Raw genomic sequence first — 24,459 nt, forward strand, 5'->3', positions numbered from 1 at the left:
AGTGCTAATTGGTTAATTAAAAATTAAAAATTAAAAATTCAAGCCAGTTTTGGGGATTTTGAAAAAAGTCTGTAAAAGCTTGTGGAGCTTGTTATGAGACATTAGAACAGGGGATGATTTTGCACAGAGGGATAGTGAGGTCATGGGTAAGTTAGTGGTTCTGAAGTTCGGAGAGGGTAGTTTTGAGCAGGGATTTGCTGTCACCCTCCAAATTGGTGAAGAACATGAGCGGGCGGCAACAGAAATCACGGGGAAACTACCTTCATTTCCTGAAATGCCGCTCTATTATAGTCATTGGCAGTCTAGTTATCGGCAGATAGGCAATCGTTATCGTCTCCATGCTGACAAAATGCAGGTGACGAATGTCTCGATGATTCAAGACTGCGAAAACACTTCCCGTATCTTACGGGCCCGCTTTAATACCTGGTTGCGAGCAGAAGAATTTCGCCCTTTAAGGGAAAAATGGTTAGAAAGATTGTCGTCCGAAGAAGAAGTACGAGTAATTTTGCAAACAGAAAATAGCCAATTGCAGCTATTGCCTTGGCATCTGTGGGAGTTGTTAGAACGCTACCCCAAGGCTGAAATCGCTCTTTCTTCACCATCCTACGATCGCATTCACAAGCCACGCCCAAAAAATCCATTAGTCAATATTTTGGCAATTGTGGGCAATAGTCAGGGGATTGATACTGAGGCCGATCAAGCTTTACTCCAACAGTGTGGTAACGCAGAAGTCTGCTTTTTGGTCGAACCACAACGTAAAGACTTAACCGAGCATCTTTGGGGAAAAAACTGGGATATTCTCTTCTTTGCTGGGCACAGTTCCAGTAACAAAAATGGAGAAAGTGGACGAATTTACCTGAATAAGACTGATAGTCTGACCATTGGCGAATTAAAATATGCTCTGAAGAAAGCCATTGAGAACGGCTTGCAACTAGCTATCTTCAACTCCTGTGATGGATTAGGATTAGCGCGAGAATTGGCTGATTTGCAAATTCCTCAAATAATCATCATGCGTGAACCAGTCCCAGACCAGGTTGCGAAGGAATTCTTAAAGTATTTTCTCCAAGGCTTTGGTGGTGGCGAGTCTTTATATCAAGCGGTACGCCAAGCACGGGAACGATTGCAAGGACTTGAGGATCGATTTCCCTGTGCAACTTGGCTACCAATGATTTGCCAAAATCCAGCACAGATACCACCCACTTGGGATGAATTAAGGTCTCCAACAAAATCTAAAGATACCCCGAATTTAGTTTTGTCTACCAAACGCAGATTAGCAACAACTTTGTTATCCACTTTGGCGATTACAGGTTTGGTTTTTGGGGTGAGATGCGTAGGATGGCTAGAAAGTGTAGAAATTCCCGCCTTTGACCAGATGATGCGATCGCGCCCTGCGGAGCCACAAGATTCGCGTCTGCTGGTAATTGCAATTGATGATGACGATCTGGCAATTCAAAGACAGAATAATGAGTCCTTGATTGGAGCTTCCATTTCCGAAAAATCTCTCAACAAAGTACTGGCAAAACTGAATAAATATCAACCCCGCGCGATCGGCTTGGATATTTACCGTGATTTTCAAGCCAAACAACCAGATTTAATTACTCGTCTTCAAAAAACTCAAAATTTGGTTGGCGTATGTAAAGGAAGTGATAGCACAGCAAACATCACTGGTATTAAGCCAGCACCAGAAATCCCCACAACAAATCTGGGATTCAGTGACTTTATTCACGATTCTGATGGAGTTATCCGTCGCCATCTCCTGTTCATGAACCAGGAGCCGACATCATTGTGTCCTGCTACCTTTGCATTCAGTCTACAACTAGCTTCCTTGTATCTGCGTCCTTTAGGAATTCAACCAAAGTTCACCCCTGAAGGGAATTTGCAACTCGGTAAAACTATTTTTCCGAATCTGAAGTCTCGCACTGGCGGCTATCACGATATTGATGCTAATGGTGGTCAAATCTTACTTAACTACCGTTCTCCAAAACAGATAGTCCAACAGGTGAAACTAACCCAATTTTTAGCTAGTCCAATTAACCCCAGTGCTATTAAAGACAAGATTGTTTTGATTGGTGTGACAGCAAGGGGGGATTCTCCAGACACTTGGCCCACACCATACGGGGCTCCTTTAGATGAGCAAATGCCAGGAGTGTTAGTACAAGCCCACATGATCAGCCAGATCCTCAGTGCTGTGCAGGATGGGCGGCCATTACTGCGAGTTTGGTCGCTGTGGGCTGAGGTGGCCTGGATTTGGGTTTGGTCTTTGATAGGAGGAGTTTTGGCTTGGCGAAAGTTTTCCTTACCTTGGTTGGCATTGGCAGTTAGCATTACCTTTGGTGTTCTCTATATAGTTTGCTTTGGTCTATTAATTTCGGGTACTTGGGTGCCATTTATCCCGTCGATTTTGTCCCTAGTAGCCACGGTTAGCCTGCTGTCAATTTATAATTCAGCCACAAAAGTGCAGGTAGAGAATGGGCAATAGGGAAAGATTTTTTTGATTAAATTTTGAGATAAGCAGCAGATAAATCTACCAGGCTTACATAGTTCAAGAAGGGTTTTTATGAAGTCAAATTCACAACCGATAAAACTGTTTTTAGTAGTAGCTTTTAGCTGTACCAATTTATTAGTTAGCCTGACTCCAGTACTGGCGAAACCAAACGTCGGTTCTTCAACTAGCGGTGGACTACGCCTACGCTCTGAAGCTAAAACAAGCCATACTAAATCCACAACCTTTAATCAACCAGCGATTCCATCTGGCCCTCCTCCTGGAGGCCGCGTTCGTGGTGGAGCAAAGCGCAACATAAATGGATGCCAAATTACTAAACATGACTTGACTGCTTTAGTGTCCTTTACTCAGGAAGCTAACTCAGTAATCAATGTCTGGGGAAAGACAACGCTAGAACACCCAAGTTGGTTTTTCTATGTGCCATATACTAAAGATTTTCCTTATGCAGTTGAATTTGTGCTGCAAGATCAAGACTCTAACGAGATTTATAAAAAACCGATCGTTCTACCAGAGAAAGCAGGAGTTATCAGTGTGTCTCTACCTACCACTTCTCCTGGCTTGGCACTAGACAAACAATATCGCTGGTTTTTTACCATTAGCTGTGATCAGGAAAAGAATGCTCCCCCGACTTACGTCGAAGGGGTAATACAAAGAGTCGAACTCAATCCCGCCGTAGTTAAAGAGCTAGAAACGACAGAACTTTTGAAGCGCTATGCTATCTATGCCCAAAACGGGATATGGTACGACGCACTTACCACACTGGCTCAACTACGCCAGAAAAATCCTAAAGATGCAAAATTACAAGCAGAGTGGCAGAATTTGTTAGGCAGCATCAATTTAGATGATGTTGCAGCAGAACCGATTTTCTCGGAGCAACCTTAGACTAAGAAACACATTTCTAGAGCAACTAATACCAATTATTTATGAAGCTGCATAGAATTCGCTCCCCCCTAGCCTCCCTTATTAAGGGTGGAACCGGAAAAACATCTATCAAAGTCCACTTTTTAAGGGGGATTTAGGGGGAATGAGATATCTAAATTTTATTGTTATTTTTTCTTTCCCTAAAGTAACAAAAGAGGGATAAGAAATTTTTTATTTCTATGGTTATTTATTAGTGTAGATGAGAATTAACGAAATATTAGCAATTAATGTAATCTTCTAAAAATATAATTTTTCAAAAATTAGAGAAATTTACTGATGTTGTTGAACTCTCAATAAGGTGAAGCTAAAAACAAACATCAAAAATAATTTATGACTCGGATAGGATGTCCTACTCCAACCCCATCTAAAGGAAGAATAGGTAGGGTTAAGTTTTAACAGCAGGGATGCTCTCTTATGCTTATTGTTCAAGTAAAGATAAGTTTTAGAAATGAAAGGCGATCAAACAATGCTGGCTTTAAGTTGTATAACTGTACTCACCCTAACCCTAATGAGCTGCGGAGGAAAAGTCAAAGTTGAATCACGCGTTAATTCTGGCACGCATATTTCTGCGTCAGGTAGCGTTGATATTTCATCAACAAAAGAAGGTGCAGAAGCAGAATGCCGACAAATCGAGAAGCTGGCAACAAATTCAAGCTCCGATGCACAGATTCTTGGCATGTTCCTTCCCAAGTCAGAGATGAATCCGCACATAGATCGAAAAATTACTGAGATTAGACAACATCTTGATCAACTTCAATCAGTGAGTATTAGCGATGTTACCGTCGTTTCACTTCGCTCAGAATATGTTTCAATGATGCAGTCCGCACTTCAGCCCGTTGAAGCTTGGTCAGCAAGTAAAGTTGATACCCAGCGTCAGCAAATTAGTAAAGCTTTCAGCACTCAAATATCAAAAGCAATTAATTTCCGTATTATGCGGATGTTTATAGGAAAATGCCAGCTTGGGGATGAGTGAGGAGCGTTCCGTTAGGTTGCCGGAGGCATCGCCACCATCACCCCATCCTTTCACCTTCACCCAATCACCTGACCTAACCCATTCATCACTGGAGTGGGCTTAATTTTGCGATTTAAGCAGCCTTGAGTGCGGTTTAGTACCTTGAAGATGCTGTAGGGGATTGAGGGAGAGGTAACAGTGGCAACAGTGGACAAGTTGAATTAAGAAATTAAGCCAAAGGGTAATTATTTAGTCACGCACGATCCCTTCCCTATATATATTGATTTCCGTCTAGCTACTTGCCTTTATCCAAAATGCAAAATTGATTAATCTTCTTTTTGTCAAATATCATCATCAATCCGTTGTTCCCGATTAATATCAGGACGATCTACTGTCCAATTTTCCTCTATTTCAGGAGATTCAGAAATCATCACCAACTCAGTCTCTTTTTTCTGATTATTTCCCCATTCATCTAAAACATCTTTGATTAAAACTTCTTGCAACCATATCTTAGCTACAACAGTCAGGGGTAGTGCTAGAAATAATCCTAAAAAGCCAAAGAAAGTGACGAAAAATAGTTGGGCAATTAAGGTTATGGCGGGCAGCAATGAGACTTGATGTGCCATCACCACAGGCGTAATGAAATTGCTCTCAACCTGTTGAATGATAAAGTAGAGAATAAAGACAGCGATCGCTTTCCAAGGTTCATCTAAGAAGGCGATCGCCATTGCTGGGATTACGCTCATCGTTGGGCCCAGGTTGGGAATCAAGTTAAAAAATCCCGCTAAAATCGCCAAAGCGAGTGCTGCCTTTACACCCAAAATTGATAAACCAACTAGACTCATTATCCCCACTACACAGATGGCAATGAAAGCACCTGTAATCCATCCCTCCAAAGAGACTTCGCACTTATTTAAAATTCCTTCCACCCGCCGCCGATAAAATGAGGGGAAAAGCCGCACAAATACTTTCCGATAGGCTAGAGGATCGGCTAACATCATTCCTGTTAAAACCAACACCAGCAAAATCTTAAGAACGACTTCTAAAGAGCCAGATACAAAGGCGAAGGAATTTCCCAGCACCCGATTGACGAATGGTTGTGCTTGTTGGATGAGGCTGTTGATATCTGGGATATAGGGAACTAACTCATTAGGAATGCGAGTTCTCAGAGCATCAAGCCAAGTATTAAAGCGCCCAAACCCTTTAGGAACCTGATAGGTTAGTTCTTGAAACTGCTGTGCAAATGGTGGGACAATAAGCCAGAAAAAACCCACAATGCCTGCGAAAAAGATCGCTACTGCCAGGAGAACGGCGAATCCACGCTTCATCCCAAAGCGTTGAAAGCGTTTTGCTAGCCGATTCAAGGTTGTGGCTAACACAACTGCGGCGAACATAAGCAAAAGCACTTCCCGGATTTGCCACAGGATGTATAAAGAAAGAACTATGGCGATTAAGCCGATCCATTGACCGAGGTTCACAGGCTAACTCCCAACGGTTGGCGAGATGCAATTTTGTTGTAATTCAGCTAGGTTAGCTGATTTTAGTCACTTGTGCGTAGATCGTTTGAGTTAATTTTGTTTCTGTGCTTGAAATCGCCACAGTAGCGCGATCGCTATAATTACAATTGGCAACAATACTATAATTAGCGCGTTGGTTCCTGTCGCCGGAATTGATAGACTTGGCCCCAAATATTTAATTAATAGTGATAACAAAGCCGACAGTAAAAGCAGTTTTAGAACAAATCCTAGTTGATTTCTCATAAAAGTACGGCATAAAATTTTTTGTGGTACATACGAGTTGGCACTGTACCGTTCAGTTTCTACAATAAACCTACAGATACAATCCTTTCCAACTTTCTTTAGGAAATGCGTTCGCTTTTTTACGTCAAACTCAACCAGCCAAAAATTTGTTCTACAGTCAGTTCCAACTCGATACCCTCTAGGATGGGTAATTTATCTGCACCTCGTATAATTCCACCCTCTGTCCAGGAAACACCCCCAGCACACTTTCGTCTTCGGGGTTGATTAACCAGTTTAATTCAGTACGATTGCGCGAACGGTGAAAAGCAATTAAATGCCGCAGATGTGCAAAATATCTTCAGTCGCGTCACTGGCGGCAGTGTTTCCAACGTTGATGGTTTAATTAAAGCCAATAGTAGCGCTAATCTGTTTTTGCTCAATCCTAGTGGGATTATTTTTGGCGCAAATGCTCTAAAAGCGGCTTCTGTTTGTGGTAGTCCTAACAGCTACTTTTGACCACTCCCCGCACACCAGAAAGCTAGCTTCCCGCCAAGAAAATTATTGTCGAGACGTTTGCTTTGGCATTCACTCCAACCCTAAATGGAGTTTGAGAGCAGCATCTACTAATTGCATCAACTCTTCATTTAAACTATTTACCACCTCTGACACAATCCTTCGCTTAGAAATTGTTCGTACCTGCTGCGCCTGTACTTTGGAAGCTAATGGTAAACCACTATTCTCTGGATTCAGTAAAACCTCGAACGGGTAAACACGGCTAACATTGGATGTAAGCGGTAAAATTGTTACCGTGCTAGCTGCACGATTATTGGCATCATTACTGACTATCAGCACTGGGCGGCGTTTATCCATCTCAGAGCCTACAGCCGGGCTGAGATTAGCGTAATAAATATCACCACGCTTCATCGGTTAATCCATCTGTAATCGTGATATCCCAATCATTCTCAACTTCAGCAGATGCTTCTCGGTAAGCCTCTTCTAGTTCCTGTGTTCGCAACAACTGCAATGCCTTTTCAATGACTTGGGAGCGAGATTTACAGTCATGAGCTACTTTGTAACCTTCAATAAATTGCACTAGGGACGCTGGTAAGGAAATTGATAATTTTTCAACTTGCATAGTCTTACCAAACAGTAGCAAAAATATTCTTACTTAACGGTAGTCTATAAAGTAGTAATAAATCAAGTACGAATTTCTCTATGTTGGGGTAGTGTGAAGGTGCTATGCAAAGGCGAAATACAAAAATCAATTCCTTAACTTTCCCTAACTTATCCTCATCGACTCCTAGAAATTTTACTAATAGAGTGAAAGTGTTCAAGAAAAACCGACTCTTGTCAAAGCCAAAACAAGCAGACCTTTCAGAAAATCTTGAACCAATTATTAGTGAAAACAAGGAGCAATTTATTATGAAAAAATCTACTCTTGTCAAAGCAACAATGGGTGCTGTCTTATTGTTAACTACAGGTCTATTCAGTGTTACCAATGTTAATTCGAGTCAGGCACATTCAGCAAACCAAAAACTCAGGTATGGACAAACATACAAGCTCGTTAATGGTTACGACAATTGGCAAGGAGGTTATTTAGACACGCGGGGAAGAGGCTGTTCTGAGAATCTGCTGTGTGTTTCTACAGCCAACAACCCCAACAGAGATAACGGTAGTGGGTCTTGGAAGATTCTATCAAAAACTGGCAAAACAGGAGTTGTTGAGTCGCTCGATGACGTTTACCTGCAAAATCAATATGAGCAAGGTGCTGGTGGTTACTTAGACACGCGGGGAAGAAACTGTTCTGAGAATCTGCTGTGTGTCTCTACAGCTAACAACCCCAACAGAGATAGTGGTAGCGGAACCTGGAAAATAATTTCTAAATACAAATCTTCAAATGACTTACGTGAAGATCAGCCTGTTCAACTTGTGAATGGTTATGGTAATGGTCAAGGAGGTTACTTAGATACCAGAGGTAGAGGTTGTGATGGAAATTTGTTGTGTGTCTCAACGGCTGCTGGCGCAGATAGAGATAGTGGTAGCGGAACTTGGAAATTTATTAAGCATTGACATCCTCCCACCGCTAATCAGGATTACCTGATATAGCGGGGATTCCAAAGATCGCTCTTTGGGTTTCCTCTTTCCACGACCCGGCTTACTTGGAGGGATTTCTCCACCCATGCTCTTGTCGATGTCTCCAGAGGCGATTAACGTTTCTGTGTACCCCAAGGAAATTGTGCAACAAGCTGTTGCACAATTTGCTCATCTGCGTAAGCTTCAGCAAAAGCCGTGAGAGAGTGCCGCTCAATCGAAGGCAAGGGGAAGTTCGATGATGGGTTAGCGTTAAGCAAACCGTTATAAGCATCGTAATTCAATGAAGAGTGAAAGTAGCACCATGCTATGTATGCACTGACAAAAGTTCTTTGTTCTCATTGTCAGCGCACCGCTACGAACGGTATTAAATGTAAAGGAATTTGTGTAGCTGACAATGACTATTAAGGGAGAACCCTAAATTTGCAATCATGGGCAGGCAAGATGCCTAACCCACAAAAGTTTGATGAAATTTGGTTATACAAATTAGATGTGTTTTCGCTTAATGCTGTAGCTCACAGAATTAAACAATCCGGTTGACAATTGTCCACACTTCTAAATCAGAGCGGACATAAGGAACGGAGATTGTTTTGAACCCAGTAATGAAAGGCTTATAATAAATCTGCCAATACATTGGACTCAGTTCATTGGCACAAGCTTTAAGAAAACGGACTTCTGCCGCCAATTCTCCAGCCAGTTGATTAATGCGTTGAGCATGAACCTGTGCCACTTCTTTCGCTTCTTCTAGCTGCTGTTGTTGGGTAAGTTGTTTTGATTCAACTTGCCAACGCACTAATTTATTTTGTTTTTGTTTGATTTGGACTTCCAAAGCTGCGATCGCAGCATCAATGCCCTGGATTTCAACTGATAATTGAGCATTTTCCCTGGCTTGACGGCGATATGCTTCAACCATTGCCTGGGGTGAATCATTCTCGCTAGAGATGACATTATTAATAGTGAGTGCAGCGCGTTCTTCTAAAAGAATTTCAATTTGAGAGTTAAGCGCCGCCATTTCAGCCTGAATTTGCTCCATAAATCGAGTTTTAAGTGCTGAGTTTTAAGTGCTGAATAAAATCTTAAAAGCTTTTTGCGCCTTGGGTATCGAGAGAAAGCGATCGCACCTCGGCTGTAATTCCTTCTTCTTGCCAAGCAGCTAACATCGCCGCCTCCACAGCCTCTGAGTGTAATTGATCTGCCAAAGCTAACAGTGTCGGCCCCGCACCACTAATTACCATACCATAAGCACCAGCACTAACAGCGGCAATGTTGAGAGCATCATAACCAGGAATCAAAGCTTTCCGATAGGGTTGATGCAACTTATCTTGCAAAGCTGTCTTTAACCATTGTCCGTTACCAGTTTCCAAGCCGCGCAACAGTAACCCCAAATGTGCCGTATTGAAAATCGCATCAGCGCGACTCACCTCAGTTGGCAAAACGCCCCGCGCCTCTGAAGTGGAAAGTTCAAAATTAGGAATAGCCACAACTGGTACAACATCTTTATGCCAGGGAACATCACAAATTTCCCAGGCTGTGCCACTGGTAGCAGCCAGACGGCATCCTCCCAACAAAGCTGGTACTACATTATCAGGATGTCCTTCCATTGCGATCGCTAACTCCATCACCTGCGACTGAGAAAGAGTAGCACCCTCAAGTTGATTGGCAGCAACTAATCCGCCCACAATTGCTGTTGCCGAACTACCCAAACCCCTCGCCAGTGGGACACCTAACTTAATCTCTATTTTCACAGTCGGCGGCGTTTGCTCTATATGTTGATAGAATTTGACAAACGCCTGGTAGAGGAGATTGCTTTCATCAGTTTGAACTCGTTCAGCTTCCGTACCAGTGACATGAATAATTAGCCCACCCTCTTCTAGGCGAGTGAATTTGAACTCGTTGTACAGCTTTAAAGCCGCACCGATGCAATCAAAACCAGGCCCCAAATTAGCAGTTGTGGCAGGAACAGTAACAGTGATGGCAGAAACAACAGACATTGGCAAAACTCACTAATCATCAATCAGCATCTCATAATAAGTGGTTGAATTTCATCCCTTCGAGGGGTGAGTGCGTCAAACAGGTAAAATGATTTCAAGAAAACTCTTCAGCAGAACTACAACGCTGAGAGTTAACCTAAAAATATTTTATGGTGCGATCGCAGGAGGCAAAAAATGGGCTTGGCTGGATTAAGAATTGTGTTGGTAGAACCAGCTGGGCCGATAAATATCGGGGCGATCGCCAGGGTAATGAAAAATTTCGGGTTATATAATTTAGTATTAGTGAACCCCCAATGCGATCCGCTCTCGACGGAAGCTTTGATGATGGCTGTTCACGCTCAGGAAATTATAGAATCTGCGGTATTAGTGGCAACCTTACCAGAAGCATTGCATGGATGTGTACGAGCGATCGCTACCACTGGTCGTGTTCGCAGTTTAGAAACACCTTTAGAAAACCCCCGCATTGCACTACCCTGGTTACTGGAGGAACCAGAAAAACCCACAGCACTAATTTTTGGCAGGGAAGACCGGGGATTAAGCAATGAAGAATTAAATTATGCCCAGAGGTTTGTTGGTATTCCCACCAGTAAAGATTATGTAGCCCTAAATTTAGCTACTGCTGTGGCAATCTGCTGTTATGAATTGTCACAATCTGCCCAACAATTTGACACTCAGACCATAACCCAAACTGAACTCGCACCCTTAGATGTTTTAGAAGGATACTACCAGCAATTAGAATCACTATTACTGAAAATTGGTTATGTATATCCCCATACAGCAGCTAGTCGCATGGGAAAATTTCGCCAACTATATAATCGCGCTCACCTGAAAACTGGGGAAGTAGCCATGCTGCGAGGAATTTTGCAGCAGGTAGAATGGGCTTTGAAAAACCAGAGGGATGGTGAAAACTTGTAATTATTCGTTTAATATATACGCAATCACCCCCCCAAATATTTAATATGGCTTAAACTAAACACAAAAATGCTACTTAGTAGCAAAGTGGAATTTGAGTATTAATATTGCTTAAAGATTAAGTTTTGGGTCAGGAGTCTGCAAGAAAACAGTCAAGTCGGTCACAAGGAGTAACTGTGTCAGAGTCAAGTGACGAACTAACAGCTTTCTCGCGGCGACAACCCCTAAATCGCCGCCAACGTCCACAAAAAGTTCAAAAAGTGGCGCAAAAGAAAGTTAAAGCTAATAGCCAGCAGCAAGTTGCTAATGGACGAGAAGGGGCGCTAGCACGCCAAAAAAATCGTGTTGCTCCCCCCCCAACCCCTGGTACTACACGTAGGGTAAAATCGGGATTAGTCATGCCAACGGCAGTAAAACCAATACCAACTGTAAAGGGGAAAATTCCTCCCTTTCGACCAGGTGCTGTAATGGTGAAAACAGTGCGGATGGAAAAGCCAAAAACAGGCCTGCGTTCATCGCGGAAAACGCGATTAAAGCCAATGGCCAAAACTATGTTGTATGTTGTGCGCTTGTTGATTGTGGGTATTGGGATGGGTGCAATTGTGGGCACGGTATTGTCAGTATTAGACCCGGCTAATCGCATCAGTACAACCTCTGCACCTCAATCTAATAGTAATGTAGCGCGATCGCAGCCACAACCTACCCAAGCTCCCCCAACTGCATCTTCGAGCCTATACCTATCCCAAGAAATTATCTCCTTGAAAAATGCCGTGCAAAATTTGGCAGCGAACAACCCAAATCTTGCACCCGGTGTTTTCTTGGTAGATTTGGACACTGGCAATTATGTAGATGTCAACGGCTCTACCAGTTTTCCCGCAGCTAGCACAATTAAAGTGCCGATCTTACTTGCCTTTTTCCAGGATGTGGATGCGGGGAAAATTCGCCTTGATGAAATGCTGATCATGCAACAGGATATGGTAGCTGGCGGTTCTGGAGATATGGGGTCAAAACCAGCCGGAACCAAGTACAATGCCCTGGAAGTCGTCACTAAAATGATTACAATCAGCGACAACACGGCGACAAATATGCTGATTGCTCGATTGGGAGGGATGGAGGCGTTAAACCAGCGTTTCCGCACTTGGGGATTGACAACCACAACAATTCGTAATAACCTGCCAGATTTGCAAGGGACAAATACTACTAGTCCCAAAGAATTGGCGAATTTGATGGCTATTGTGAGTCAGGGAAATTTAGTTAGTATGCCATCACGCGATCTCATGCTCGATATCTTGCGTCGCACCCAAAGAGACACTCTACTACCATCGGGTTTGGGAACAGGCGCAAGAGCATTCCACAAAACGGGCGATATCGGTACTATGCTGGCAGATACAGGTTTAATTGTTGTTCCCACTGGCAAGCGCTATATAGCTAGCGTCATGGTACAACGCCCCGAAAACGACCCTCGCGCCGAAAAACTGATTAGCTCAATTTCTCGTGCTGCCTACCAAGAGTTTAGCCAAAATGCTGTTACACCCAACAGTACCACAAGCACTATACCCGCAAATGGTTATCAACCCCAGATTGGAAGCCCTGCTTTACCCAACAGTACAACAGGTACTGTACCCATGAGTGGTTATCAGCCCCCTATTATCAGTCCTGTACCTAATGCAATGGGAAGTACTGTACCGGCAAATGGTTATCAGTCTCCAGTTATGAATCAACAGTATTATCCCCAAAGATAAGTAGGTCGGCGTATCGTTGGGATAAGACAGGGGACTAGGGGAACTAGCGGTATGCAAGCGCTGCAAACTATAAAGCCTATTCTGTAGAGGCTGGCGATCGCAATTGAAGTTACAATTTCTGTTTGCAAATCAAATAGGATTGCTATACCCGAAACTATCAACCAAATAGTCATTGCTCAAATTCAAACACTAATTGTCAAAATTCAAACGTTTGCAACAAATATTCTTCCATATATAAGAAACGCTTAAGTATTTATTGCAAAGGTATAATTAGTTGCAACAAATGCTTAATACTTTGCAACAAATACTCTTCCATATATAAGAAACGCTTAAGTATTTCTTGCAAAGGTATAATCAGTTGCAGCAAATGCTTAATACTTTGCAACAAATACTCTTTCATCTATAAGAAACGTTTAAATCATTGCAACAATTGTTGTAATGAACTTATGAATTGATTAGTTATTGGTAATTAGACTTCTTGCAAAAGTCCCTAATACCTCAATACGGTTCGGATAAGCATTTTTAACTTTCCTTGTGGTCTGGGTAAAGGGTAAGGGGTAAAGGGGAAAGGATGTATTCAATACCTTTTCCCTTTCCCCTTTAAGCGAACCGTATTGCCTAACACCTCTCTTTTAAGAACACACAAGTCTAATTACCCCCCTTAGAAAGGCTATGGTGTACACACAAGTAGGAAATATTAGTCTGTCAAGGAATAATTGACGAGTACATTCTTTGTAGAGACGGCGATTTATCGCGTCTCTCTAACGTGTCAGTCTTTTAGACGCGATAAATCGCGTCTCTACATGAGGACTTTCTTATCCCAAGCGTATTGGGATAAAACTAGGAGTAAACCGTAGCGTGGCACAACGGAGAAAGGCAACACCAAAGCAGTTTGGATTTACGATATGCGTACCAATATTTTTAACTCTTAACTCTTTTGATACCGCATTCCTGGTAATTGCGAAACTAAACCCATAAGTTCCAACTGCAACAAAGCACCGGAAACTGAGCCAGCAGCCATGCCGCTTTGTTGGACAATAAAATCGAAGGGTAAAGCATCACTTGTAAACGCATCCATTACCTTTTGCAATTCTGGTGATAAAGTTGGTAAACTTAACTGCTCTGGTGCTGTAGAAGCCTCAATTGCATCAATTTGTGGTATTGCTCCCAGCATTGTTAACAGTTCATCTAATTCCTTGACAATCAAAGAAGCTCCCTGACTAAGTAACTTTAAGCACCCTTGAGATGGATGATCGTCCACTCTTCCAGGTAAGGCATAGACATCTCTGCCAAATTCATTTGCGTATGTAGCCGTAATTAGGGCACCGGACTTTAATGGCGCTTCTATTACCAAGATGGCGCGGCTTAAACCCGCAATAATTCGGTTGCGGCGGGGAAAGTGAGTGCGATCGGGTGGGGTTTTTGTGGGGTACTCACTGACGACTAACCCAGCCGTCAAAATTTGCTTGTACAAATCCCGATTTTTATGTGGATAGATGACATCTACGCCAGTTCCCAAAACTGCGATCGTGCGTCCACCTGCTTTCATGGCGGCGCTGTGGCTTTCGGTGTCAATTCCCTCTGCCATCCCAGAAACAACTGTAAAGCCATTTTTAGCCAAAGCTGTACTAATTTGGCGAGTCCAACGGATGCCATATTCTGAGGGTTGGCGGGTTCCAACAATCCCAACCATCGGTTTTTGTCCGAGATTTTCTTGGAGTTCGACTTCACCGCGATAGTACAAAATCGGCGGTGGACTGGGAGTTTCTAGCAGTAAGCGGGGATAATCTGCATCTACTGGTGTCCAGAAATGAGAGTTTTCCTGCTGGTGCTTGGTGAATAGTTGTTCTGGGTGCAAACGCGATCGCTGTTGTACTACTTTTTCTAGTGTCTGAAAACCAAAACCCTCCACTTCTCCTAACTCTACCTTGGTAGCGTTCCAAGCTGTTGCCAGCGTGCCAAAATGCTGTTGCAGCCGTCGCAATAATACCGGGCCAATCCCCGAAATTTGCGCCCAAGCTAGCCAATATGCGCCTTCTTCTACCACCGTACCATCCTCACGCCTACTAGATTGAGTATTCCCAAATTGGGGTTGTTTGTTGATGTGGGGATGAGGGCAATGCTGTTCGGTTAAGGCAAGAGACGCGATGAATCGCCGTCTCTACAAAGACTTCTTTGCCAATTCCCCTTGACTTTTGACTCTTGACTCTTGACTATTAACTATTGACTATCTATATTCTGATCTTCTGTGATGAAATATTTTTATCGTCTTTTAATAGGCCTATCTGGGTGCTTAATATTTTTACTGGTGCATAGTGGCCTTAGTTTATTGCCTAGTTTGGCAGCCGAGAAAGTTACTGTCAGATACGGGTTGTTTGAGCAATCGATCCCAGTGGCAGATATACGCAACTATGGTAAGAAGCAAAAGCCTTCTAGCGATTTGCAATCTTTCTTAGATTACCTCAGCGCTAAAGAGAAAGAGAAGTTTCAAGAAGCCCTTCAAGTGAAAATGTCGCTTGATATTGTGGCTTTAGATAAGCTGATAAACACAGGAATGGGCAAGCAAATTTTATCTTTTGCTTCTGGTGCGATCGCTCGTCGCGATCAAGCCAGTACACAAGCCCTACGTTCTGCCATTATCATCGGAGCAAAATCACCAGAAGGTCTAGGATTAATCAGCTTTTTAGAAGCATATCCTAGTAATCAACTAGTTGTTGATGTGTCAAAAATTTCTAAGCTAGTTGGACTGGCAAATTCCGCTTCTAATTCTGCTGATGCACCACCAAAAGACAATGTAAGTTCTTCACCTTTTGGAAAAATTGCACTGCAATATCAAATACTCGCCGCCCAAGATAAACAGTTTTCAGGTTGCTTATTTGGCGATTCTATTTCGGCTGGGCTTGGTAATACCCTTGGGACTGGCACTTTTAATTTTGGGTTAAATGGCTTAAGCACAATCTCTTTACTAGAACAATTGAAAAGTTTAATCCCTACTAAAGTTAAATGCGAAAAAGCTATTATTGCTGTAGGTGGGAATGATGCTTGGTATGGAATTAGTGATGAATTGTTTAGCAAAAATCTCCAAGAGGCGATCGCACTTGTTAGAACAATGGGAAATAAAGAGATTTTTCTGATTCCGGCTTTTTATTCAACAGTTGCAGCCAGCTTAGATCCAACTTTATCAGCCCCACTTCCTAAAGTTGAACAAATTAATGTTCTGATTAATCAAGTCGCTGAAAAAGAAAAAGTTCCAGTCGCAGCAGCAGGGCTAGCACCATTGTATGAGAATAATGTTCTTAAAGAGAATTTGACGAGCGATGGCGACCATCTCAATGCTGAGGGTCTAAAAATTTATCGACAAGCATTATTACAAATACTAGATAATTCAGGTAATTCCAAATAGAAAAACATTCCAAATTTTCTTGTGTAATAGGTGTCCTAATTCAACATAAAACACTCATGTAGATAGATCCCCGACTTCTCAAAGAAGTCGGGGATCTGGGAATTACAAATTATTACTTTTAGGCTTTCCAATTCAAAAACCGCGCATAGATATAAGCGATGCCTTCATCAAGAATTGTCCGCACACCTTGGCTAGAAACCCACCATTTGTTTGGATCGTAATCATGAGTTTTAGCTGCGATCGCACCAACTTGGACTTTAGGTGTAAGTATTTTTCTGAATAGAAACCAACTCCTACGGGTGTGAACATCCAAAGAAAAAACATTAATTGATTGTAGCTTTAAATTGGAATCGGATAGCCAGCGATAAAATTCAGCAGCAGATGCATAACTACGATCCTTTATTACCATTGGTGTCGGAACAGCTACTACCTTCTCTGATTCTAAACCGAGTTTCTCGAAGGTAGCAGCTGATACTTCTGCAAAGCTTTTGTATTCGCTAAGATAATTTCCTTTTTCTATCGATCCTCCTGTAGTAATTACTAGATTATAAGAACCGTTTTTAAATTCAGTTAAAGCTTGTTGTATGGCATAATCTGGTAGCCATCCTTCAACAACTAATACTTCTGCTGATTTAACAGGGGAAGTCACGGCGAGAAATGAGTGTACATGAGTAATAGCGAAAAATATTAAATAACCAATCAAAGCGATCGCAATCGCCCACCCCTGAGCCGTAAGTGTCCACATTTGTTGGCGTTTTATTAGTTTGATTTTTGGAAAATTTTTACGCCGACGGTTTTTTGCCTGCATTAAATTTTGGCTAGACGTTGTTCTTCCAAGTAAGTAAATACAGATTTATCTCCAATATCAGCAGGAATTGCTTGCACTGTCTTTCGCAGAGCAAATATCAAAAACAACGTTGCCCAAATTCCTAATAAAACACTTTCGCCCTGAGTTGGTAAAATTCCCACTAAATGTCCTAATAACAGTAGCGGTACTATTAGGGTTAATACTTTAGTCTCTAAGCGATTGAAGCAAAAAGCCTCTTTAAAATAAATCCCTGTCAAAGCAACGAAAATAAAACCAATCCCAAATAAGGTAAGAGGCTGATTGTAAACAGTCAAAGCTAAAGGTTCAGTACTTGAGATTGCCAGAATAACTGATGCCATACTACCGATCGCCCAAAAAATTTGCAACATTCGATGCAGTGATGCCATGTAGATATGAATGGTAAATAAACTTACACCAAGAGCGAGACTAAAACAAGCATATAAAGGTGTAAGTGCAGTGACAACAGTCGGGTTATTGTTGAACAAAATCAAAGCGCTGCCTATAGCAAAGCTGACTGCTGCTACCATTAAGCCAGCGCGGTAGATAATTACGCCAGTGCGATCGCTCTGAGTAATTGTAAATTCCCCAAACTGACCTTGATAAACTTCTGGTGGAGGTAGTGTTTGCGTAGTCATAGTTAAAAATATTGTTACGATTTACTAATAGAGTACAATGGTAAATTGCTGAAGGGTTAGCTTTATTATCGATAATAAGACGAAGTTCGTGTCACACTCGCTAAAATTTAAGCAATTTTTGTCGTATTAGTATAGCTAAAAGTGAGATGAGCGATGGCATTACAGAATACTTTCCACTTAAGTCGATAGCGATCACAATTAGACAAAGTATATAATTCGTTTCAAAAATACGCCTTGTGAATCTAAGGTAGGGTGAGATGAGCGATCGCATAATTGGGCGCAAGAAATCAGCCGCATCAACTTTTACGAATCCGTCGCTTGCCTCACCAGGTATTCCGACACTAGCGAACCCAATACACGGCTTTGGTTCACAAATTAATACTGCCCCACTCCAAACAGTAACTGAAGTCGCCCCAGACCTTCAAGAAGCCCAGTCTGCTGATGGGCAATTATTAGAACCAGAAGCAATCAAAGAAAAGCCCCTTAGTCACGACATAAGTCGCATATCATTACGTCGTCCACAGGCAAAACTTACCGTTAGCCAGCCAGCAGATAAATACGAACAAGAAGCTGACATGACGGCAAATCAAGTCATATTGATGCCTGATTCTGGCGTACAACGTGACATTCTACCAGAAGAACAGATTCAAGAAAAGGTTCAAACCAAGCCTTTAGCAGCTGCAATAACTCCTCTAGTGCAAAGAGAGCAAAACCCCCAAAATATCCAACCTATTTCACAGGCTGTGATTCAAAGAGACGATCAGACTGACAAAAATCTTAATCCTCAAGAAGGAACATTGCTGCTGTTGGAAAAGAACCGTCCAAGTGTGGAATCTGCAAGAGCAAATGCACTGGTGCGGCTAGGAAAAATTACCAAGTTGCAGAGCGATGGCAACCGAGCCATTGGGTCGTTAAAGGGACAACTGCTAAGGGTCTCTGAGCGTTACGATCAAGCTTACAAACAGTTTGCCACAGTTATGGCTGCTGCCCAACAGGAAGCCCGCGATCAGCAAGAGTTAGTTGATCTGGTGGTAGGAATTGCCATTGGTGTTGCGGTTGGGCTTTGTTTTGAGGCAGTGGGAGCAGCAGCACTTGTAGAAGGATTAAGTAAGGGGGCTGCAACAGGATTGGGTAAATGGGCATTTATGGCAGCTGGTGAAGCTGCCGGTGAAGTTGGTGAGGCTGGTACTGCGAAGGCAACAGGTGGACTGACTGATGTCGCCGGGAAAGATATACAACCCGATGGGCTTAAACCTGAAGTGTTAAAGATGGAGATTTGGAAATCCTTGAGTAAACTGCATGAATCAATGGCAAAGATTGGATCGGGTAGTTTGGATCAGGCATTATTAATGGCCGCAGCAGAGTATGCAATCGGTGAGATCAAAGCACAGCGCGGCGGCGGTGCAGATATGACCCCTGACGAGGATGTTGATCTTGTTATGGCTGTCCTCAGTACTGACAAAGGATCTAAGGCATTGGATAAAGCACTTGACCAAGCGAGCGAAAAAATGTCTGCTTTAGAGGGGAGTATTGCCAGTATGCCTAACTATGATGTCATCCAGATGGAGAAAGATATTTGGATTTTATGGATGAGCAGGCTAAAGAAGGATTCTAACATCATAGATATCGATGCAATTGAGGATCATCTCGCATCACTTGGAATAGTGGATTTTGGTATGTATACAACAGACGCAGAAGAGAATGAAGCGATTGAAAAGGCACAACAGCAAGCTGCCGATGTCCGCAAGCGTCGTAACCAAGCTGTGAGTGCTGGTACCTCTGGGCCGACTCTAGGTAATCAGTAGTGCGATCGCATTACAAAATAATTTCCACTTAAGTCCATAGCGATCGCAATTAGATAAATTTTATGATGTGTGTTATCAATATCCCTTGGTTGAGCCATAAATGAAGGAAGGGTGATATGAGCAATGACGGACAACAAGCTTCTGGGCATCTACGCATAGTTCAGCGCCAAAAAGTAGGTATATCCAATTTTATAAATCCGTCTCTTGCCTCATCAACTATTCCCACACTGGCTTCTCCAATGCGTGGCTTTGGTTTACAAACAAATAATCCTCCAATCCAAAGACTAACTGAGGCAGCAACAGAGCTTCAAGAAGTGCAGTCTGCTGATGAGCAATTCTTGGAACCAGAAGCCGTCAAACAACAGCCCCTTAGTCATGATATTAGTCGCATATCCTTGCATCGTCCTCAGGCAAAACTCACGGTTGGTGCGCCAGACGACCATTATGAGCAGGAAGCCGATAAAGTTGCCGATCAGGTTATGCGAATGGCTGAACCAGAGCCAATAGGTTTGCAGAATACACAGACTCAAGACCAAGTGCAAACTAAGCCTCTAGCCTCTGCTATAACTCCCTTAGTGCAACGGGAGGCAATGCCAGAAGAAGAAGAAGAGGAACTACAAACGAAACTTATTAATGCACCTATCCAAAGAGAGATTTTACCAGAAGAAGAATTACAAACTAAGCGATCGCTACAACTCGCTACCAATGACAGCTTCCAAACTGGGGAAAACTTTGAGAGTCGGCTAAACAGCAGTGAAAGTGGAGGAAGCCCATTACCAGATACCGTGCGTTCTTTCATGGAACCACGTTTTTGTACAGATTTTAGTCAAGTACGGGTACATACAGGCACTCAATCGGTGCAAATGAATCAGGATTTAAATGCCCAGGCATTTACGCACCAGCAAAACATTTTCTTTGGTGCAGGCAAGTCACCAGGTAATGATGCATTAACCGCCCATGAACTGACTCATGTGGTACAGCAGACAGGAACAGCCCAGAGAAAATTGATTCAACGGGCAATTAACCCCACATACGACCTGACACACGGAATTTTTGAAGTAAATGCCACACCCAACGGCGCGAGTCTACCGATTACTATTCGTTTTAAACCCAAAACCACCGCTCCCTACTCTAACCAGATTGGACTGATTCAGATTGTGCGTCTGACAAATGCTACAGGTACAAATGTCGAACCTCAGTCTTTACCTGCTGCTAGTGGTGCTAGCCTCCGTACCACTGCTGATGCAACCACGGGAGTTGAGGGCGGATATTTCACTGATGCGCTGCATAATGATGCACCTGCCCACGGTGGTACAGGAACCAATGCCGCAGCCGGAAGTGCATTACCTGCCCAGTACCCCTTTGGTAACGACCCAGCCCAACCCAATCCCGCAACCCCTGGACTTTCACGACCCTCTTCTAGTGGGGCAAGTGGAGCCACTATTGGTTACAAACGCTCCGATGACCCTACCGACATCAAAGCAGCAGAACTAACCGATGCTCCCGGAGGAGCTGGTGAGTTCAACTTCGACTTTCAGACGGTGGCTAAGGGAGAAGACACCATGACAACTTACGGAGCGCTTCATTGGGGCTTCCAAATCCGTGCTGGCAAAGTTGAGAACGATCATGCATCAGCACAAGATGGTCAATCTGCCACCTTCGATGCAGCTTTGCAGAAGCATCAAGATTTTTACGTACACGAACCAGTCATTTTTTACTTTGATTTTGACAGCGACCAATTGAGTTCTAGTGAAACAGGCAAGATTGATACATTCTTAGATTACCTGCGGCGATTCCCTGATGTCAAAGTAACTCCCGAAGGCTTTGCTGACAGGCGCGGCGGTGCATCTGGGCACAACCTCGATCTATCTCTACGCAGAGCGCAGGCAGTCGGAGCAGCCCTACGTGCTAAGGGTGTAGCTGAAGCTCAAATTAGTGCTGTTACTATCGGCTCTGGCTCAACCCAAGACTTTACTCCTGATGCCACTACTAACCAAGATACAGAAGCGAATCGTCGGGGTAATCGCCGAGTTGTCTTGAGCTTTCAGCATGTGCCAGCAGCAGCACCAGCAGCACCAGCAGGGGGAGGAGGGACACCTTGCTCTTGAGAACAATAGGAATATTCGTGATAGTTGTGATGCTGGCCATCGGAGGAAATTTGTATATGAATAATCAAGACGCTACCGCGACACCTATGGAGCAGATCAAAGCACGTCTCTACTCTACAGATCAAGACACTAGCGCTTTAGCACTAGGTGAATTGATTCGTTTAGGCAAAAAAGCCACCCCGATTTTGTTGGAAGCCTTGACTAATCCCAACCCCCGTACCCGTCGGCTTGCAGCCGAAGGACTGAGCGAAATTGCCGATCCCGCTAGTGCCGATGCTTTGTTCCAAGCCACCCATGACACTAATCCAGAAGTGCGTGCCCGTGCTGCCACTGCTTTACACCAATTAGGCGATAAACGCTCATTATCCGCTTTGGTCGCTACCCTTGATGATTACCCTGACATTCTGCACAATCCCTACACAGCTTCGATGTATCCTTTAATGCGAGGTGGAAAAGAAGTTTTACCTTTGGTAATTCCTCTTTTGCAAGCACCAAACGATCTCACTCGTGAGCGGGCTTTTTTGATTGTTAAGGCTGTAGTGAGTAAGCTACCCCAAGGGCAAGACTGGAATCAGTTGTGGCAGAGTTTGGGAAGTTATGATCCCGCAGGCCAAAAGGCAGAACGTGACAAGGCTGCTCAAAAATGGCAGGAATGGTTGAGCAAATAATTTAATTAGTCACAAAAAAACCAAGTATGTTACGAAACGTAAATAGGCTTAAAACCCTTACTAATGACCAATGACAAAGGACAGCCTTAGCCAGTTAGCTTTAATTTCGCCGACTTACTTACCCATTAGTAGCGGAGTTACCTAACCGTATTATCGATTCCCTCTACGATTCTTGAACCCAAACAAAGCGCGATGGTGAGCGATGCCGCGGCTGCTAGCGCCGCTACCGTCCGAATGTGATTCCAGATTGTCCAGTTGGTCAAGTAGCTAGACCATAGGCTCGCACCTTCAGTACTATCCGGCTCGACTTTCGCCAGGGCTTCGTTGAGCGGTACATTGAAAACTATTGTCACGCCTAATGTACCAACGAGGTAGAGCAAGCTGCCGAGAAGCAAGTAGGCGGCACCGGGTTGATGCCACTTTAATAGCGAGGAGATTAAAAGAAAGATACAAGCCGCAGCCGTTCCCAAAAACGCTGTCATAAAAAATGGATTGATTACCGTGATATTGATGGATTGCATAGCGGCAATGCCCTGCGGCGGTTTCAGCCGAGCAAGGGCGTTCATCACGAAGGTCGAGAAGGCGAAGAAGACTCCGGCTATCAGCCCGCAGCCCAGTGCCGAGAAAAGCTTTAATGCGAAATAATATTGTTGAGTTATCAGATGTTGTAGCATCGCCTCACCGAAAAAATGGGTATGAAGCCCCGTCCTTGCAGGACGATCACCTGTTCTATCTGTATGGGAAACGAGTGCCTTTGCTCCACACTTACTAATGATAATGTAAAAAAAGATAGCCCTAATATTAGGTTTGCTAACCAGGCTAGGAAAAAATCTATCCAGTCCATAAGTTTTTTTACCTCATTAAAACATCACTTTCCCTACTTATCCATTGAAATTCTGAGTTGAGAATTTCTTCAACTGTAATGTCGGGAATTTGAGTTACCCATCTCACCCAGTTGTCGGGTGCAAGGCTAATTAAGCGTTTGGTGCTGACATCTGCGGGTTTTGTCATTGTCAAAAAATCATATCCAGATCCCCAGAACCTTCTCAGTGCATGAATTGAAAATAAGCTAGTAGTGATGCAATACTTTTCGGGTTTTGGGGGAAAGGGGAAAGGGAAAGGGTTTGAATTTCCCTTTCCCCATTGCCCTTTAACCCTTCCCCAGACAAAAAGAGAGATTATTGGGTTTAACCGAAAAGTATTGAGTAGTGATGAACAATCCCCTCTCAGCATTATTTGCACTTTTCTGTATATGTAGGACATTCATCTCCAATTAAAATAGGCGGAGACTTTAAAGAGGACATTAGAAGAGTGCTGATTTTAAATATTACCTGCAATGGCTAAGTATTGAGTAGTAAAGCTTAAAAAAACTTTTAATTTGGATAAAAATATGGTGATGAAAAGTTTGAAAGAACATCAAGTTTATGGGCATTTAGCAGTGGAAAAGAAGCTCGGTATTCTTGTTGTCGATGACCACCAATTAATTTTGACTGGTACTCTTGATGTCTTAAATCGAAAGTATCCTGAAGCTATTATTATCAAGGCTCAGACGGCAAAAGATACACTTTCTCAAGTGCAATGTTACCAGTTTGACTTGATTGTGATGGATTTATCAATTCCCGATCGCCAAGGGGAGACAGCAGAAATTGATACCGGAATTAAGTTGTTGCAAACTTTGCTTAAAGAATATCCCCATCAGAATTTCATAGTGCAAACTAGTTATGTAAAGGCATTAATCAGAATTAAACACGAGATTGATAATCATCAAGGTGGGTTTGCGATCGCAGATAAAGGATTACCCGAAGATGAAATGCTCATGCGGGTTAATTTAGCACTTCAGGGTGCAACTCACACAAAAGACATTAAAACAGGAATCGAACTCAAGCCGGAATGGTTGGATGTGTTGCGTTTGGCTTTTGAAGAGAGTTTGACAGATAAGGCGATCGCAGACAGAATGTATAAATCGGAGCGAGCGGTACGTACTTACTGGACGAAGATTCAGGATGTTTTAGGGGTGTATCCTGAAGACTGCAAGCAAAGTGGTAAGAATATGCGAATCCTCACCGAAATTCGTTCCCGCGAAGAAGGTTTAATTGATTAATTACAGCTATTTTCACCTAAATAGACCACACGCTAGAGGCATAGCAATAAGGTTCGGTT

General features: G+C 43.1%; 21 protein-coding genes and 4 pseudogenes. 13 read left to right on the forward strand and 12 right to left on the reverse strand.

Annotation, left to right across the window (positions count from 1 at the left end):
- The first annotated feature begins 142 nt into the window (after positions 1-142).
- The 3 genes from H6G86_RS07840 to H6G86_RS07850 all read left to right on the forward strand — a co-directional run bounded on the left by H6G86_RS07840 (position 143) and on the right by H6G86_RS07850 (position 4,397).
- A complete protein-coding gene (locus H6G86_RS07840) occupies positions 143-2,479 on the forward strand; it encodes a CHASE2 domain-containing protein (RefSeq protein WP_190933846.1) in 2,337 nt (778 codons plus the stop codon).
- Positions 2,480-2,557: 78 nt separating this feature from the next.
- Positions 2,558-3,385 carry a DUF928 domain-containing protein gene (locus H6G86_RS07845; protein WP_190933847.1) on the forward strand — a complete coding sequence of 276 codons (828 nt, stop codon included), beginning with the start codon at positions 2,558-2,560 and terminating at the stop codon, positions 3,383-3,385.
- A gap of 487 nt (positions 3,386-3,872) precedes the next feature.
- Positions 3,873-4,397: a hypothetical protein gene (locus H6G86_RS07850; protein WP_190933848.1), complete on the forward strand. Its 525-nt coding sequence runs from the start codon at positions 3,873-3,875 to the stop codon at positions 4,395-4,397.
- A gap of 320 nt (positions 4,398-4,717) precedes the next feature.
- Here H6G86_RS07850 and H6G86_RS07855 read toward each other — a convergent pair whose 3' ends face one another.
- Positions 4,718-5,854: an AI-2E family transporter gene (locus tag H6G86_RS07855; protein WP_190933849.1), complete on the reverse strand. Its 1,137-nt coding sequence runs from the start codon at positions 5,852-5,854 to the stop codon at positions 4,718-4,720.
- 90 nt (positions 5,855-5,944) lie between these two features.
- Positions 5,945-6,136 carry a hypothetical protein gene (locus H6G86_RS07860; RefSeq protein ID WP_190933850.1) on the reverse strand — a complete coding sequence of 64 codons (192 nt, stop codon included), beginning with the start codon at positions 6,134-6,136 and terminating at the stop codon, positions 5,945-5,947.
- Positions 6,137-6,448: 312 nt separating this feature from the next.
- Between H6G86_RS07860 and H6G86_RS07865 the strand changes: the two are divergent.
- Positions 6,449-6,586: pseudogene (locus tag H6G86_RS07865) on the forward strand (two-partner secretion domain-containing protein); the annotation flags it as partial.
- 114 nt (positions 6,587-6,700) lie between these two features.
- On the opposite strand, the gene H6G86_RS07870 reads toward H6G86_RS07865, so the two are convergent.
- Positions 6,701-7,039: a type II toxin-antitoxin system PemK/MazF family toxin gene (locus tag H6G86_RS07870; protein ID WP_012408876.1), complete on the reverse strand. Its 339-nt coding sequence runs from the start codon at positions 7,037-7,039 to the stop codon at positions 6,701-6,703.
- Positions 7,026-7,250: a ribbon-helix-helix domain-containing protein gene (locus H6G86_RS07875; RefSeq protein ID WP_012408877.1), complete on the reverse strand. Its 225-nt coding sequence runs from the start codon at positions 7,248-7,250 to the stop codon at positions 7,026-7,028. The genes H6G86_RS07870 and H6G86_RS07875 overlap by 14 nt, the downstream gene beginning before the upstream one ends.
- A gap of 287 nt (positions 7,251-7,537) precedes the next feature.
- Between H6G86_RS07875 and H6G86_RS07880 the strand changes: the two genes are divergently transcribed.
- The gene (locus H6G86_RS07880) at positions 7,538-8,185 is read left to right on the forward strand and encodes a hypothetical protein (RefSeq protein WP_190933851.1); all 648 of its coding nucleotides are present in this window, start codon (positions 7,538-7,540) and stop codon (positions 8,183-8,185) included.
- A gap of 345 nt (positions 8,186-8,530) precedes the next feature.
- A pseudogene (locus H6G86_RS40135) lies at positions 8,531-8,614 on the forward strand (DUF8639 family protein); the annotation flags it as partial.
- Positions 8,615-8,729: 115 nt separating this feature from the next.
- Here the strand turns inward: H6G86_RS40135 and H6G86_RS07890 are convergent.
- Both H6G86_RS07890 and thrB read right to left on the reverse strand, forming a co-directional pair.
- Positions 8,730-9,239: a hypothetical protein gene (locus H6G86_RS07890; RefSeq protein ID WP_190933853.1), complete on the reverse strand. Its 510-nt coding sequence runs from the start codon at positions 9,237-9,239 to the stop codon at positions 8,730-8,732.
- 43 nt (positions 9,240-9,282) lie between these two features.
- Positions 9,283-10,197, reverse strand: coding sequence for a homoserine kinase (gene thrB, locus H6G86_RS07895; RefSeq protein ID WP_190933854.1), 915 nt, complete (start codon positions 10,195-10,197; stop codon positions 9,283-9,285).
- 174 nt (positions 10,198-10,371) lie between these two features.
- Between thrB and H6G86_RS07900 the strand changes: the two genes are divergently transcribed.
- Together H6G86_RS07900 and H6G86_RS07905 are read left to right on the forward strand one after the other, a co-directional pair.
- The gene (locus H6G86_RS07900; protein ID WP_190933855.1) at positions 10,372-11,112 is read left to right on the forward strand and encodes an RNA methyltransferase; all 741 of its coding nucleotides are present in this window, start codon (positions 10,372-10,374) and stop codon (positions 11,110-11,112) included.
- 173 nt (positions 11,113-11,285) lie between these two features.
- A complete protein-coding gene (locus H6G86_RS07905; protein ID WP_190933856.1) occupies positions 11,286-12,851 on the forward strand; it encodes a serine hydrolase in 1,566 nt (521 codons plus the stop codon).
- A 928-nt stretch (positions 12,852-13,779) separates the two neighbouring features.
- Here the strand turns inward: H6G86_RS07905 and dprA are convergent.
- Positions 13,780-14,898 carry a DNA-processing protein DprA gene (dprA, locus tag H6G86_RS07910; RefSeq protein WP_190933857.1) on the reverse strand — a complete coding sequence of 373 codons (1,119 nt, stop codon included), beginning with the start codon at positions 14,896-14,898 and terminating at the stop codon, positions 13,780-13,782.
- A gap of 261 nt (positions 14,899-15,159) precedes the next feature.
- Here dprA and H6G86_RS07915 point away from each other — a divergent pair, with 261 nt between their 5' ends.
- Positions 15,160-16,254, forward strand: a complete 1,095-nt coding sequence (locus H6G86_RS07915) for an SGNH/GDSL hydrolase family protein (protein WP_313930701.1) — start codon at positions 15,160-15,162, stop codon at positions 16,252-16,254.
- 118 nt (positions 16,255-16,372) lie between these two features.
- Here H6G86_RS07915 and H6G86_RS07920 read toward each other — a convergent pair whose 3' ends face one another.
- Positions 16,373-17,062, reverse strand: a complete 690-nt coding sequence (locus H6G86_RS07920) for an ElyC/SanA/YdcF family protein (protein WP_190933859.1) — start codon at positions 17,060-17,062, stop codon at positions 16,373-16,375.
- Positions 17,062-17,718 carry a DUF2301 domain-containing membrane protein gene (locus tag H6G86_RS07925; RefSeq protein ID WP_190933860.1) on the reverse strand — a complete coding sequence of 219 codons (657 nt, stop codon included), beginning with the start codon at positions 17,716-17,718 and terminating at the stop codon, positions 17,062-17,064. Before H6G86_RS07925 ends, H6G86_RS07920 begins: the two co-directional genes overlap by 1 nt.
- 257 nt (positions 17,719-17,975) lie before the next feature.
- Between H6G86_RS07925 and H6G86_RS07930 the strand changes: the two genes are divergently transcribed.
- The 3 genes from H6G86_RS07930 (at position 17,976) to H6G86_RS07940 (ending at position 22,299) form a co-directional block, all read left to right on the forward strand.
- Entirely contained in the window at positions 17,976-19,523 is a 1,548-nt protein-coding gene (locus tag H6G86_RS07930) for a hypothetical protein (protein WP_190933861.1), read from the forward strand.
- A 116-nt stretch (positions 19,524-19,639) separates the two neighbouring features.
- Positions 19,640-21,631 (forward strand): eCIS core domain-containing protein, encoded by a 1,992-nt coding sequence (locus H6G86_RS07935; protein ID WP_190933862.1) that lies wholly within the window; start codon positions 19,640-19,642, stop codon positions 21,629-21,631.
- Positions 21,632-21,687: 56 nt separating this feature from the next.
- The gene (locus H6G86_RS07940; protein WP_163931296.1) at positions 21,688-22,299 is read left to right on the forward strand and encodes a HEAT repeat domain-containing protein; all 612 of its coding nucleotides are present in this window, start codon (positions 21,688-21,690) and stop codon (positions 22,297-22,299) included.
- A gap of 137 nt (positions 22,300-22,436) precedes the next feature.
- On the opposite strand, the gene H6G86_RS07945 is transcribed toward H6G86_RS07940, so the two are convergent.
- The 3 genes and pseudogenes from H6G86_RS07945 to H6G86_RS07955 form a co-directional block, all read right to left on the reverse strand.
- Complete coding sequence (locus tag H6G86_RS07945; RefSeq protein ID WP_190933863.1) at positions 22,437-22,973, reverse strand: anthrone oxygenase family protein; 537 nt, start codon at positions 22,971-22,973, stop codon at positions 22,437-22,439.
- Between the two features lie 44 nt (positions 22,974-23,017).
- Positions 23,018-23,156, reverse strand: a pseudogene (locus H6G86_RS07950) (IS4 family transposase); the annotation flags it as partial.
- Positions 23,155-23,310 (reverse strand): annotated as a pseudogene (locus tag H6G86_RS07955) (transposase); the annotation flags it as partial. The pseudogenes H6G86_RS07950 and H6G86_RS07955, both read right to left, overlap by 2 nt.
- Positions 23,311-23,689: 379 nt before the next feature.
- Here H6G86_RS07955 and H6G86_RS07960 point away from each other — a divergent pair.
- Positions 23,690-24,400 (forward strand): response regulator transcription factor, encoded by a 711-nt coding sequence (locus H6G86_RS07960; RefSeq protein WP_190933864.1) that lies wholly within the window; start codon positions 23,690-23,692, stop codon positions 24,398-24,400.
- The last annotated feature ends 59 nt before the right edge of the window (positions 24,401-24,459 follow it).

Source organism: Nostoc sp. FACHB-133, assembly GCF_014698055.1.
Lineage (GTDB): Bacteria > Cyanobacteriota > Cyanobacteriia > Cyanobacteriales > Nostocaceae > Nostoc.

Excerpts from the sequence above, each read along its gene's own strand:
- H6G86_RS07840 (WP_190933846.1), top strand. The coding sequence starts at position 143 with ATGGGTAAGTTAGTGGTTCTGAAGTTCGGAGAGGGTAGTTTTGAGCAG.
- H6G86_RS07845 (WP_190933847.1), top strand. The coding sequence starts at position 2,558 with ATGAAGTCAAATTCACAACCGATAAAACTGTTTTTAGTAGTAGCTTTT.
- H6G86_RS07850 (WP_190933848.1), top strand. The coding sequence starts at position 3,873 with ATGAAAGGCGATCAAACAATGCTGGCTTTAAGTTGTATAACTGTACTC.
- H6G86_RS07860 (WP_190933850.1), bottom strand. The coding sequence starts at position 6,136 with ATGAGAAATCAACTAGGATTTGTTCTAAAACTGCTTTTACTGTCGGCT.
- H6G86_RS07870 (WP_012408876.1), bottom strand. The coding sequence starts at position 7,039 with ATGAAGCGTGGTGATATTTATTACGCTAATCTCAGCCCGGCTGTAGGC.
- H6G86_RS07875 (WP_012408877.1), bottom strand. The coding sequence starts at position 7,250 with ATGCAAGTTGAAAAATTATCAATTTCCTTACCAGCGTCCCTAGTGCAA.
- H6G86_RS07880 (WP_190933851.1), top strand. The coding sequence starts at position 7,538 with ATGAAAAAATCTACTCTTGTCAAAGCAACAATGGGTGCTGTCTTATTG.
- H6G86_RS07890 (WP_190933853.1), bottom strand. The coding sequence starts at position 9,239 with ATGGAGCAAATTCAGGCTGAAATGGCGGCGCTTAACTCTCAAATTGAA.
- thrB (WP_190933854.1), bottom strand. The coding sequence starts at position 10,197 with ATGTCTGTTGTTTCTGCCATCACTGTTACTGTTCCTGCCACAACTGCT.
- H6G86_RS07900 (WP_190933855.1), top strand. The coding sequence starts at position 10,372 with ATGGGCTTGGCTGGATTAAGAATTGTGTTGGTAGAACCAGCTGGGCCG.
- H6G86_RS07920 (WP_190933859.1), bottom strand. The coding sequence starts at position 17,062 with ATGCAGGCAAAAAACCGTCGGCGTAAAAATTTTCCAAAAATCAAACTA.
- H6G86_RS07925 (WP_190933860.1), bottom strand. The coding sequence starts at position 17,718 with ATGACTACGCAAACACTACCTCCACCAGAAGTTTATCAAGGTCAGTTT.
- H6G86_RS07930 (WP_190933861.1), top strand. The coding sequence starts at position 17,976 with ATGAGCGATCGCATAATTGGGCGCAAGAAATCAGCCGCATCAACTTTT.
- H6G86_RS07935 (WP_190933862.1), top strand. The coding sequence starts at position 19,640 with ATGAGCAATGACGGACAACAAGCTTCTGGGCATCTACGCATAGTTCAG.
- H6G86_RS07940 (WP_163931296.1), top strand. The coding sequence starts at position 21,688 with ATGAATAATCAAGACGCTACCGCGACACCTATGGAGCAGATCAAAGCA.
- H6G86_RS07945 (WP_190933863.1), bottom strand. The coding sequence starts at position 22,973 with ATGCTACAACATCTGATAACTCAACAATATTATTTCGCATTAAAGCTT.
- H6G86_RS07960 (WP_190933864.1), top strand. The coding sequence starts at position 23,690 with ATGGTGATGAAAAGTTTGAAAGAACATCAAGTTTATGGGCATTTAGCA.